This window comes from Lactococcus lactis (genome assembly GCF_029023865.1).
Classification (GTDB): domain Bacteria; phylum Bacillota; class Bacilli; order Lactobacillales; family Streptococcaceae; genus Lactococcus; species Lactococcus lactis.
In genome coordinates, this window is sequence record NZ_CP118969.1 from 1000321 (window position 1) to 1012425 (window position 12105).

Sequence of the window (12105 nt, forward strand, 5' to 3'; positions counted from 1 at the left end):
AATGAATCGTACATTTATTAAAGGCTTTTTGGCAGGGAATGCACTTTTGATAGCTGGACTTGCTGCCACTGCTATTGGCATTAAAACAAAAGTTATCAATCCTATCAAGAAAAAAGAAGAACAAATTGAAATGGGTAGAAAACGAGCAGCCAGAAAACGGATTGCCCCTTAAGTTAACAAACATAATAAGAAAAACGTAAATCGAAAGATTTACGTTTTTTATTTTGTTCCTTTAAAAATAAGCTCATTGATTGAAGTGCTCATAAAAAAGATAAATTTTGGACGGAATTTTTCATATGCAATGGGAATATCGGCTTCTAACCAAAGAGTGAGAACGGTAATAAGTTGAGCGTTAAAGTATTTTAGGAGTTCTTGAGCTGTAAAATAATTTGCTAAACCATGTTTTTTTATAAGAGAGTTAAAGTGTTTTTCAGCCCACTTCCAAGTTCTATCACTGATTGGACCGATTAACCGGAAAGGAAGTTGAGAGCCAAAAATAATATGAGCTTCTTCTTTATGTTGCCAAAGGACCGGAAGTAGAAGGTCAGAAAGGAGTTCAATAGTAACATCTTCACAGTTATATTGAAGTAAACGCTCATTAACTTCATCTACAATATTCAGATAGATGTATTCGACAATTCCGGGAACGCCCGTTTTAAAATTATTTTTAATCGTTGTACGGGTAATGTGTGACCGTTTAGAGATTTCTTCAATAGTTACTTTTTGAGATTCGGAGGCGATATTTAAGAGAGTGCGAATAATAATTTCTTTCGTATCTTTTGTCATGATGCTTCTATTTTATACTTGGAGGAGTATAAAATCCTTTCTTTTTTAAAATTATTTGCTTAATAGGCAATAATTAAAAATAATCTATTATAGATAATTTTTTTAGTATTTGAAATAGTATATCATTATTTTATTAAGAAATCAATTGTTTTGATTATTTTTTAGTTTCATAAAAACTTTTACAAAGTTTTTGCTTTCTTGTAATATATAATTGTTGATAGTTTTAACGAAGCGCTTTGGAAAAATGAAATCAATAATGGAAAGGAAAGACGAGGTGAAAGTTTATCAAAATGAAAATGTTTATGAAGCATTTAATCATCGACTAGAATATATTTGTGGTTATTTTGACCATCTGATTATTTCCTTTTCTGGCGGTAAGGATTCGGGTTTGATGTTGGAATTGGTTCGGCTTTATTATGAAAGTCATGATTGGATGAAAAAAGGGATAAAAGTTTCTGTTTTTTATTTGGATTATGAGGGAAATTATCAAGAAACTAAAGATTATATTGAACGTTCAATGGGAAAATATCCAGAATTTGATTACTATCACGTCTGTCTTCCTGTATCGGCTTCTTGTGGAATTTCGATGTCACAATTAACTTGGTTGCCTTGGGACCCAGAACATCATGAACTTTGGTTGAATTCAATTCCTACAGAAGCTATTTGTTTAGAAAATCAAGAATTTCCATTTTTTAAAGTTGGAATGTCTGATTATGAGTTTCAAAGTAAGTTTTGCCAATGGCTTCATCGAGAAAAAGAGGTCGTACGAACGGCTGTTTTGGTAGGAATTCGTGCTCAGGAAAGTTTAAATCGTTATAATGCGGTGACGCGCGAGGAGACTTTTTCTCGTTTTGGAACGACTAATTATAGCCATCGTATTAGTCAAGATGTCTTTAATTTTTATCCAATGTATGATTGGTTATTTGAAGATATCTGGCGAGCTAATGCTAAATTTGAGCTTGATTATAATCATCTTTATGATTTGTACTATCAGGCGGGAGTTCCTTATAAATCAATGAGGGTTGCTAATCCTTTCCATCAGTGTGGGGTGCATTCATTAAAACTCTATCAGGCTTTAGAACCAGCAACTTGGGGAAAATTAGTTGGTCGTGTTAATGGAGCAAATTTTGCAGCGCTTTATGGTGGAACTGCAGCAATGGGTTACCGTGGAGCTGTGCTACCTAAAGGACATACTTGGAAATCTTATGTTGAATTTTTACTTAAGACATTGCCAGAGGAAACTCGAAAGGTTTATCTTAAAAAATTTAAATCTTCAATGGATTATTGGATGAAAACTGGGGGAGCTTTACCAGAAAATGTGATTGATGAGTTAGAGGAGCTTGGCTCGGACTTTGAACGTTTGGGTCCACCAACAAATAAGCGCAAATATAAGCAAAGATACGAAGTGATTCGCTTTAAAGATTATCCAGATGATGTGCCAATTAAAAATTTTAGGTTGGTTCCTTCATACAAACGCATGTGTATCACGATTTTAAAGAATGATACTTCTTGTCAGTATATGGGGTTTGGTCAAACAAAGGATGAATTACAGAAAAAACAAGAGGCAATGGAAAAATGGGAGACATTTTTATAAGTCCAGCTTATGATATCAGGCGAGTACCAATTGAGAAGATTAGAGCAAATGCTTATAATCCAAACCGAACAGCACCTCCTGAATTTCAACTACTTGAACGGTCGATTTTGGAAGATGGTTATACAATGCCTATCGTTTGTTATTACGATAAAGAACAGGATTTTTATGAAATTGTGGATGGTTTTCATCGTTATCTTGTTATGAAAAACTCTGAAGAAATTGCTAAACGAGAAGGCAATTGTTTACCTGTTTCGATTATTGATCGTCCACTTGAAGATAGAATTGCTAGTACCATTCGACATAATCGTGCTAGAGGCACACATTCAATCGAATTGATGACGGAAATTGTTCAACAATTGGTAGAATCGGGGTTGAGTGACCAGTGGATTATGAAACATATTGGAATGGATAAAGAAGAGTTGCTTCGTTTAAAACAGTTGAGTGGTTTGGCTTCACTTTTCCAAAATCAGGAATTTTCTCGGGCTTGGAATTGGGAAGAGGATGAAGAAATCAGTGAAGAGTGAATTTGAATGTTTCTTTGAATTTATTTTATTCACTTATTGAAAACTTATCTATAAAAAATTAAAAAAGAAGGATTATTATTATGGAACATGAATATTTGTTTGTTTACTCAAGATTAAAGTTGTTGATTAAAGATGCTCATAAATCTTTTAATCAAGTTGAGTGGGAACTTGGTTCTCCTCGGAATACTTTGAAAAATTATAAGTATAAGAAAAAACCGAGTGTTGGTCGTGTTTTTGAAATGGCAAACTATTTTAATGTGTCAATTGAATTTTTGTTAGGAATCGAAGAAAAAGACAATAAAAATAGTTTAGCTTATCGTTTAGAAAAATTGAATCGTGAGAAAAAAGAACTTGAAATCTTGATTTTAGAAGGTCAAAAATAATAAGAAACGTTTAGATTAATTTTTCACTAAAATATTTACGTTAAGGGATTGACACTTTTTTGTAAATGTTGTATTATTATTTTAGTTGAGTGAAGTTTCATTAGTGGAATTCATTTGACTTCTTTTCTTACATAGTATTGAGGATAGGTTTTGATGATTTATTCTCTTGAAGGTTCTTTCTTTGTAGGAAGAGCCTTTTAGTTTTCTTTATTTTTGACTTAAAAGTTACAAATTAAATCTTAAATAAGGGCTTATGTTATAATTAAGATAGATTGAATAGGAAATGAGAGAGTTATGGAAGAGAAAAAATCTTCAGGGATGTTTGCGGTTTTTGCGGCACTTGGGGCTAATGTTCTGGTTGCAATCAGTAAGTTTATTGGATTTGGTTTGTCTGGCTCAGCAGCGATGCTTAATGAAAGTATTCACTCAGTGGTAGATTGTGGGAATCAGATTTTACTTTTGTTTGGCGACCGTCGTTCAAGACAAGCGAGCACTAATCTCCATCAATTTGGCGAAGCTAGGGCAAAATATTTCTTTAGTATGATAGTGGCAACATTCCTCTTTTTTGGTGGGGGTGTCATTGGTGTAATGGAGGCCTATGATAAGTTGGTTCACCCAGCACACAGTGTTGAAAATGCGGGCATTGTTATTGGAATCTTGTTGATTGGCATGGCAATTGAAGGTTCATCATTAAGAGTGGCTTTTAAAGAAATTAGCGAATTGAATACAGAAAAATTACCAATCTTTAAGTTTTTGCATGAAAGTCGTCACAGTGAAATTTTAGTTATTTTTGCTGAGGATTTATGCGCAATTATTGGTTTGCTTTTAGCGCTTTTAGGAACTGTCTTGACGATGGTGACAGGCAATCCTGTTTTTGATGCAATTAGTGGGTTGTTGATTGGGTTCTTGCTTATGGCAGCAGCGATTTTCTTAACAAGAGAATTTTATAGTTTAATTGTTGGTGAACGTGTGACAGATAGTGATTTAGAAAAGATTTTGACAGCTTTTGATCGTCCTGAAGTAGAACGAGTAATTAATGTTAAAACAGTTCACCTTGGCCCAACAGAGATTTTGATTGCTGCAAAAATTGATTTGGTGAGTAAGCTTGTTTTAGAAGATTATGAGATTATTAATCAAATTGAAGCGGAAATCAGAAAAAAAATTAGTGATAAGAAGTGCTATATTTATATTGAAATTGACGAATTCGTTCAGGGCTATGTCCAATCTTCAGATTTATAAGCCTAATTTACTGACAGAAATATTTTAAAGATGAGACAAGAAGGAGAGCGCCTATGAAAAATTTTTTTAATCATATTGAACTAAAATTTGCTAATCTATTATCGAAAATTAGTTTTATGTTGCTTATGGTAGTAGGGCTTTTGATGGTTTATTTTCTATTTAGAGAAGTTTATAATCTTGTTTTACTTGCTTTTCTTTCTGAGAGTGAGGTTCATTATTATGATATTTTGGAAAGTATTCTCTCCTTCTTTATCTTCTTTGAATTTTTAACTTTGATTATCACTTCATTGAGAAATAAAGGACATGTGTCATTAATTTTCCTCTTATCACTCGGGATTACTTCACTGATTCGACTGTTGTTAACCTATCATGAACGATTAGTTGGAGTATTATTGATTGCTAGTGCTATTTTGATATTAATTATTGGTGTCTTTGTCTTAAAGAAATTTGTTTTTCCAAATGATGATACAGCAGACTATTTCTAATCTTGTCTGACAGTTCTGTCAGTAAATTTGAAGACAATAAAAATACTGACAGATTTGTCAGTATTTTTTTTAGAATTTTTTCAGGTAAATTTTGTCAATATAGTGATTTTCTGTTTTGTGAAGAATAATTTCTGCCCGATTTCTTGTGGGCTCAATATATTCTCTGAGATTGACACGATTGACACGTGCCCATGTTTCACGGGCTAGATTGATTACTTTATCTTCTGGCATTTTTGTAAATTGATGATAGAAGTTTGTCTGGTCATATTTAGCTAGTTTTAAAAGGCTGTCAAAACGTTCGAGGTACCATTTTTCAATGAGTTTTTCGTCAGCATCGACATAAATTGAAAAATCGTAAAAATCACTGATATAAAGCAGTTGATTTTGTGGATTTTGAAGCACATTAATTCCTTCTACAATAAGAATATCAGGGCTGTCAATGATTTGACTTTGGTTAGGTAAAATATCGTAAGTTTCATGTGAGTAAATCGGAACTTCAAATTTTTCACCATTTTTGACATGATAAAGAAAACTTGTTAATTTTTCCATATCATAGCTTTCGGGAAAACCTTTGCGGTCGAGAATCCCCATATTTTTTAAATCATTAGTCGTGTACAAAAATCCGTCGGTTGTCACTAAATCAACGGTTAATTTTGGAAAGGCACGTGAAAGGAGAAGCTGGAGAAGTCTTGCAGTCGTTGATTTTCCAACGGCGACTGAGCCGGAAATCCCAATGATGAGTGGGGGAGTTTTGACAATTTTTTGTAGGAAAAGTCCTTTAGAGTAACTCATGTCTTCTAAATTTTTTTTATATAAGCGAAGAAGATGAATCAGTGGTAAATAGACGTCCTCCACATCTTGTAAGCTGATTTCATCATTGAGTGAGCGGATTGACTCTAACTCATCATGAGTTAAGGGAGCAATCGAAGTATTATAAAGATTTTGCCATGTTTTTCGGCTAATTTCGTCAAAATTAATGAATTCATTCATGACAAATATTTTATCATATTTTTGGCTTATCAAGGTAAAAAAACTAATAAATCTGTAAGCGTATTAAATAAGTTACTGACAAGATTTTTACACTTCTGTCAGTAAAAGTGTAAGAGATTACAAAATAAGTAGAAGTTCTAAAAATTTTTTTAAGATAAAAAAGGGCTTTTATGTTAAAATAAAATTAATGGTTAAAACAAATATGTATTATGAAGACAATCAAGATTTATCGCATGACTTCCAGACCTTAACAGTTGAATTATTAGGTCAGTCAATGCGTTTTAAAACAGATCGTGGTGTCTTTTCAAAAAATGGAATTGATTATGGTTCTCGTGTTTTATTAGAAAACTATCAACCTGAAAGTGCAAAAAGTCTTTTAGATGTTGGGTGTGGTTATGGAACATTAGGGTTAACCTTAGCTAAAAAGTTTGATTTAGATGTGACAATGGTTGATGTCAATAGTCGGGCACTTGATTTATGCCGTCAAAACGCGATTGACAATGCTGTCAGTAATAGTAAAATTGAACTTTCAAATATTTATGAGTCTGTCAGTGAAAAATATGATGCGATTATCTCGAATCCGCCAATTAGGGCCGGTAAAGAAGTGGTCCATGAAATTTTAGCTGGTGCTTTTGGTCACTTAAATGATGGAGGGCATTTGACGATTGTTATCCAAAAGAAACAGGGTGCCCCGTCTGCTCGAAAGAAAATGGAAGAAGTATTTGGTAATTGTCAGCTTGTAGCCAGAGACAAAGGATACTTTATTTTAAGAAGTTATAAAAATATATAATTATTGATAAGATAAAACGAGGAGGAGCCTATGACCTATCGGATGGTTGATCTCATTCAAAAGAAAAGAGATGGTGGTGAATTTAGCCAAGCTGAAATCGATTGGATGATTGAAAATTATGTCAAAGGAATCGTGCCAGACTATCAAATGTCAGCACTTGCGATGGCAATTTATTTTAAAGGGATGACAACAGAAGAAACTGCTCATCTCACGATGGCAATGGTTCATTCAGGAAAAGAATTCGATTTGACTGATATTGCCGGAATCAAGGTTGATAAACATTCTACTGGTGGAGTGGGTGATAAAGTAACACTTATTTTAGCTCCGCTTGTAGCGTCATTTGGGGTTCCTGTTGCGAAAATGTCTGGTCGTGGGCTTGGACATACGGGAGGAACTTTGGACAAATTGGAGTCAATTCCTGGCTTCAAATTTGAAAAAACGGAAAAAGAATTTATTGATCAGGTCAAAGAAACAGGAATTGCCATAATTGGGCAATCCGATGAACTTGTTAAAGCCGATAAATTACTCTATGCTCTTCGAGATGTCACAGCAACTGTTGATATTATTCCTCTAATTGCTAGTTCTGTCATGTCCAAAAAAATTGCCGCAGGCTCTGACGCCATTCTACTAGATGTAACCGTAGGGGATGGGGCTTTTATGAAGTCGGTTGAAGATGCTCGCCTTCTCGCTCAAACAATGGTTGACCTTGGTAAATCTGTAGGACGAGAAACCGTCGCTGTCATCACAAATATGAGTCAGCCTCTTGGTTTTGCTATCGGAAATCGAAATGAAATGACTGAAGCAGTTCATACTCTACAAGGAAAAGCGCCAAAGGAATTCCAAGAATTTATTGCGGAACTTGCCCAAATTATGCTGCAACTTGCGGGACTTGAAAAATCAATTCCTGAAATTTTAGAGCATTTTACTAATGGTTTAGCTTACGGAAAATTTGTTGAAATGGTCAAGGCCCAAGGTGGTGACCCAACTGCCTTTGACTATTTGACAGCTCCTCTTCAAGTAAAATATCAAGTGGAAATTAAAGCAGATAAATCAGGATTTATTAGTGAAGAAAAAGCCTTAGGAATTGGTCTTCTTGCTATGAAATTAGGAGCAGGACGTGCAACTAAGACTGATGATATTGATTTTGAAGCAGGTGTTACTCTGACGAAAAAGGTAGGAGATAAGGTGAGTGCCGGTGAAGTCATTGCTCAGCTTTATTCCAACCGCGAAATTACTGACGAATTAGTTGCTGAATTTAATGACAGTTTGGTCATTAGTGATCAACAAGTTCATCAAAAAGAAATTCTAGAAATTATCAGATAAGATGAAAAATGATTTAAAAATCCCAACACCTGTTATGGCCCTGCAAGTTATCTTGTCAGCTTTGGCTGGAGCAGCGACCAAATTGTACTTACAAAATTTTGGTTGGCTTATTCAACTTATTGCTTTTATCATTATCTTCGTTGTAGTCTATCTCATCGTTGGAATGATTTACTTAAGATTAAAAAAATAGAAAGAACATAAAATGCAAATTAATAAATATATTGACCACACTATTCTTAAAGCCGATGCTCCAAAATCTAAAGTTCAACAAATAATTGATGAAGCAAAAAAATATGATTTCATGAGCGTTTGTATTAACCCAACATGGGTAAGTTATGCCAGTCAAGAACTTAAAGACTCAGACGTTAAAGTATGTACAGTAATTGGTTTTCCTTTAGGTGCTAATACTTCTGAACTCAAAGCTTTTGAAGCTAAAAACGCTATTGAAAATGGTGCTGATGAAATTGACATGGTCATTAATATTGGCGCAGCCAAATCTAAGGATTGGAATCTTGTTGAGTCAGATATCGCAGCTGTCAACGCAGTAAAAGGTGATAAACTTCTTAAAGTTATCATTGAAACAAGCCTTTTAACTGACGATGAAAAGATTAAAGCTTGCCAAATTGCTAAAGCAGTTGGTGCTGATTTTGTCAAAACTTCAACAGGCTTCTCAACAGGTGGAGCGACTGTTCATGATGTAAAATTAATGCGTCAAACGGTTGGCCCAGATATGGGAGTTAAGGCTTCTGGTGGAGTTCATAATCTTGAAGAAGCAAAAGCAATGATTGATGCTGGTGCAACACGTCTTGGTGTTTCGGCTGGTGTTGCAATTATGGAAGGTCTGACTTCAAATGACAACTACTAAAAAAATGATTGCTGCCGCACGCGAAGCGGCGAGTTTGGCATATGTTCCTTACTCTCATTTTCCTGTAGGAGCAGCTTTTCATACAACTGATGGTCGAATTATCACAGGTTGTAATATTGAAAATGCTAGTTTTGGACTTTCTAATTGTGCTGAACGAACAGCTATTTTTAAAGCAATATCAGAAGGCCTGAAAGATTTTGATGCTCTTTATGTATTCGGAGAAACAGAAGAACCAATTAGCCCTTGTGGTGCTTGTAGACAAGTTATTGCAGAATTTTGTCCAGCAGATATGCCAGTTTTTTTGATTTCTAAAAATGATAATGTAAAAGAAACTTCAGTTGAGGAACTTTTACCATATTCTTTCAAAAATCTTGATTAAAATAAAATTGATATGCTATCAACAGGTAGCATATTAATTTGCAACTAAAGTAAGCGCTTTATCTTTTTTCTTTTAAAAAATGTAAAAATGGTAATTACTGATAAATATGAATAATTCTTAGTAATTGATAGGTTATTTCCGAACATTTAGCGAGAAAAAGGGATATTCAGCTTATTTGGACTTGCAAAAAGGCTAAATATATCTTAAAATAGTCTTAAGCTATATTTAGCCAAACAAAACTCGGAGGATACCCTTTCCATGAAAAAACGTGTAATCGCAGTTAGTGCTCTCGCACTTGCATCAGTCGCAGTCCTTGCAGGATGCCGTTCACATGACGCAGCCGGATCAGGTAAAGCAAAAACTGACCTTAAAGCAGCAATCGTCACCGATACTGGTGGTGTAAACGACCGTTCATTTAACCAATCCGCTTGGGAAGGTCTTCAAAGCTGGGGGAAAGAAAATAACCTGAAAAAAGGTACAGGATACACTTATTTCCAATCTAACTCTGCTTCAGATTATACAACTAACTATAACTCTGCGGAACAACAAGGCTACAAACTTTTGTTTGGTATCGGATTCTCTTTACAAGATGCAACATCAGCTGCAGCAAAAAATAATCCTAAATCTAACTTTGTAATCGTTGACTCAGTCATCAAAGACCAAAAAAATGTGGCATCAGCAACTTTTGCTGATAACGAAAGTGCCTACCTTGCTGGTGTAGCTGCCGCAAAAGCAACTAAGACTAACAAAATTGGTTTCATCGGTGGAATGCAATCAGATGTTATTACACGTTTTGAAAAAGGTTATGAAGCTGGAGCTAAATCTGTAAACCCAGATATTAAAGTTGATGTTCAATATGCGGGATCTTTCTCTGACGCGGCCAAGGGTAAAACAATTGCTGCAGCTATGTACGGTGCTGGTGATGACGTAGTTTATCAATGTGCTGGTGGTGTAGGAACTGGTGTCTTCAGTGAAGCTAAAGCATTGAACTCAACTAAAAATGAGGCTGACAAAGTTTGGGTTATCGGTGTTGACCAAGACCAAGAATATCTTGGAAAATACAAATCTAAAGACGGTAAAGATTCTAACTTTGTACTTGTATCAACAATCAAAGAAGTTGGTAATGTTGTAAAAGATATCGCTGACAAGACTAAAGATGGTAAATTCCCTGGTGGAACAATCGTTACTTATGACCTTAAAAATGGTGGGGTTAACTTAGGACTTGACAGTGCAAATTCAGAAATCAAAGATGCAGTTGCTAAAGCAAAAGCAGATATTATTGATGGAAAAATCACTGTTCCTTCAAAATAATTGAATACTGATAAAAGATAAAAAAGAGTTAGTTATATTAACTAATTCTTTTTTTATAAATTAAAAGCTAATAGAAGATAGGATTTGCGATTATTTTAAATGTTCTTTATTTGTAAGTCATATGAACTGTGATATAATGGTAGACAGATATTAAAGTGGTATATATTGTTATTATTTAGTTAGGGGGAACTATGGCAAGAAAATCAGTACCGAATTATGTAAAAATACATGATGCCTTAAAAGATGAAGTTGAAAAAGGCATCTGGAAAATTGGACAACGTCTTCCAAGCGAACGTGATTTGGCCGAGCGTTTTACTGTCAGTCGAATGACAGCAAGACAAGCGGTAACAGCTTTGGTTGATGAAGGAATTCTTGACCGTCGTGTGGGTTCTGGAACTTATGTTGCTAGCCGACGTGTTCGCGAAAAAATGCGTGGAACAACTTCCTTTACAGAAATTATCAGCTCACAAGGTAAAGTTCCTTCAACAGAAGTTTTGAGTTATATTAGAACGGCGCCAAATGAGGTTGAATGTGAAAAACTAAATATCACCAAAAAGGATTCCATCATCCGAATGGAGCGGATTCGTTATGCGGATAATGTTCCAATTTGTTATGAAGTGGCAAGCATTCCTTTCAAATTGGTCAAATCTTTTGATAAAAAAGAAATTACGAGTAACTTCTTTAAAACTTTAGAAAGTCACGGACATGTGATTGGTCGTAGTGAACAGATTGTTTCAGCTAAAAGAGTCAGTACAGAGGTTTCAGAGTATTTAAAAACAAGAGTTGGAGCTGCTATTCTTGGTTTAACTCAGGTTTCTTATTTAACAGATGGTACAGCTTTTGAATATGTCTTATCTCAATATGTTGGTGACCGTTTTGAATTTTATTTGGAAAGATAAAAAGGACTTAGTGAAGTCCTTTTTTTGCTTGCCGACGATATTTGTACTGACGAAGTTGAAAATGAATCCAACATCCTATACAAAAACCACTTAAAGCAATAGAAGCGGCTAGAAAAACAAAAGCTGCAAAGATTATTGCTAAGATAGGATGATTAGTGATTGAGGAAATCAAACTAGCACTTAATAGAACAGTAGCGATAATCTGATTGAAGCGAAGGTCTGATTTATCTTCGAGCACGTATTCTGAAGTTTTCTTTTTTAGAAATCTTTTGGCGATTAAAATAATAAAATTTCTCTCGAAAAGAATGCCAGATAGTCCAGCGAGAATAGGAAGTAGGAGAATCCAATAGAAGTGAGTGACAACTGCCAAAATAACACTGAGAACAATAAAAGTTTGATTAGTACGAACGAGTGGGCGAGGAATGCCCTGAAATGTATATTTAGCCATAAAAACTCTCCAATCTTGATAAATTGATTTTATCTTAATTGGAGAGTTTTGGTTATAAGATTTTTTTAATTTGATAAGTAAATTTGTTG

16 protein-coding genes are annotated in these 12105 nt (G+C 34.5%); 13 read left to right on the forward strand and 3 right to left on the reverse strand.

Annotated elements, in window-relative coordinates:
- Window position 1 precedes the first annotated feature (1 nt).
- Complete coding sequence (locus tag PYW37_RS05015; RefSeq protein ID WP_021722758.1) at window positions 2-172, forward strand: DUF3042 family protein; 171 nt, start codon at window positions 2-4, stop codon at window positions 170-172.
- Window positions 173-219: 47 nt separating this feature from the next.
- On the opposite strand, the gene PYW37_RS05020 is transcribed toward PYW37_RS05015, so the two are convergent.
- Window positions 220-786 carry a transcription regulator gene (locus tag PYW37_RS05020; RefSeq protein ID WP_023188805.1) on the reverse strand — a complete coding sequence of 189 codons (567 nt, stop codon included), beginning with the start codon at window positions 784-786 and terminating at the stop codon, window positions 220-222.
- Between the two features lie 274 nt (window positions 787-1060).
- Between PYW37_RS05020 and PYW37_RS05025 the strand changes: the two genes are divergently transcribed.
- The 5 genes from PYW37_RS05025 (at window position 1061) to psiE (ending at window position 5011) form a co-directional block, all read left to right on the forward strand.
- Window positions 1061-2380 carry a DUF3440 domain-containing protein gene (locus tag PYW37_RS05025; RefSeq protein WP_023188806.1) on the forward strand — a complete coding sequence of 440 codons (1320 nt, stop codon included), beginning with the start codon at window positions 1061-1063 and terminating at the stop codon, window positions 2378-2380.
- Window positions 2362-2904, forward strand: a complete 543-nt coding sequence (locus PYW37_RS05030) for an IbrB-like domain-containing protein (protein ID WP_003130454.1) — start codon at window positions 2362-2364, stop codon at window positions 2902-2904. Before PYW37_RS05025 ends, PYW37_RS05030 begins: the two co-directional genes overlap by 19 nt.
- 80 nt (window positions 2905-2984) lie before the next feature.
- Window positions 2985-3287, forward strand: a complete 303-nt coding sequence (locus tag PYW37_RS05035; RefSeq protein WP_023188807.1) for a helix-turn-helix domain-containing protein — start codon at window positions 2985-2987, stop codon at window positions 3285-3287.
- Between the two features lie 294 nt (window positions 3288-3581).
- Complete coding sequence (locus tag PYW37_RS05040; protein WP_012898061.1) at window positions 3582-4526, forward strand: cation diffusion facilitator family transporter; 945 nt, start codon at window positions 3582-3584, stop codon at window positions 4524-4526.
- A 53-nt stretch (window positions 4527-4579) separates the two neighbouring features.
- On the forward strand, window positions 4580-5011 hold the full coding sequence (gene psiE, locus PYW37_RS05045; RefSeq protein ID WP_010905975.1) for a phosphate-starvation-inducible protein PsiE: 432 nt from the start codon (window positions 4580-4582) through the stop codon (window positions 5009-5011).
- A 69-nt stretch (window positions 5012-5080) separates the two neighbouring features.
- Here the strand turns inward: psiE and coaA are convergent, their stop codons facing one another.
- On the reverse strand, window positions 5081-6001 hold the full coding sequence (coaA, locus tag PYW37_RS05050; RefSeq protein WP_017864671.1) for a type I pantothenate kinase: 921 nt from the start codon (window positions 5999-6001) through the stop codon (window positions 5081-5083).
- Between the two features lie 187 nt (window positions 6002-6188).
- Here coaA and PYW37_RS05055 point away from each other — a divergent pair, with 187 nt between their 5' ends.
- The 7 genes from PYW37_RS05055 (at window position 6189) to PYW37_RS05085 (ending at window position 11568) form a co-directional block, all read left to right on the forward strand.
- The gene (locus tag PYW37_RS05055) at window positions 6189-6791 is read left to right on the forward strand and encodes a class I SAM-dependent methyltransferase (protein WP_025017130.1); all 603 of its coding nucleotides are present in this window, start codon (window positions 6189-6191) and stop codon (window positions 6789-6791) included.
- Between the two features lie 30 nt (window positions 6792-6821).
- Window positions 6822-8114 (forward strand): pyrimidine-nucleoside phosphorylase, encoded by a 1293-nt coding sequence (locus PYW37_RS05060; protein ID WP_023188809.1) that lies wholly within the window; start codon window positions 6822-6824, stop codon window positions 8112-8114.
- A 1-nt stretch (window position 8115) separates the two neighbouring features.
- Window positions 8116-8304: a hypothetical protein gene (locus tag PYW37_RS05065; RefSeq protein ID WP_015426613.1), complete on the forward strand. Its 189-nt coding sequence runs from the start codon at window positions 8116-8118 to the stop codon at window positions 8302-8304.
- 12 nt (window positions 8305-8316) lie between these two features.
- The gene (gene deoC, locus PYW37_RS05070) at window positions 8317-8979 is read left to right on the forward strand and encodes a deoxyribose-phosphate aldolase (protein WP_003130468.1); all 663 of its coding nucleotides are present in this window, start codon (window positions 8317-8319) and stop codon (window positions 8977-8979) included.
- Entirely contained in the window at window positions 8966-9358 is a 393-nt protein-coding gene (locus PYW37_RS05075) for a cytidine deaminase (RefSeq protein WP_003130469.1), read from the forward strand. Before deoC ends, PYW37_RS05075 begins: the two co-directional genes overlap by 14 nt.
- 258 nt (window positions 9359-9616) lie before the next feature.
- Window positions 9617-10669: a BMP family lipoprotein gene (locus tag PYW37_RS05080; RefSeq protein WP_012898057.1), complete on the forward strand. Its 1053-nt coding sequence runs from the start codon at window positions 9617-9619 to the stop codon at window positions 10667-10669.
- A gap of 191 nt (window positions 10670-10860) precedes the next feature.
- Window positions 10861-11568, forward strand: coding sequence for a GntR family transcriptional regulator (locus PYW37_RS05085; RefSeq protein WP_003130471.1), 708 nt, complete (start codon window positions 10861-10863; stop codon window positions 11566-11568).
- A 7-nt stretch (window positions 11569-11575) separates the two neighbouring features.
- On the opposite strand, the gene PYW37_RS05090 is transcribed toward PYW37_RS05085, so the two are convergent.
- Window positions 11576-12016 carry a DUF4395 domain-containing protein gene (locus PYW37_RS05090; RefSeq protein WP_025017129.1) on the reverse strand — a complete coding sequence of 147 codons (441 nt, stop codon included), beginning with the start codon at window positions 12014-12016 and terminating at the stop codon, window positions 11576-11578.
- Window positions 12017-12105 lie beyond the last annotated feature (89 nt).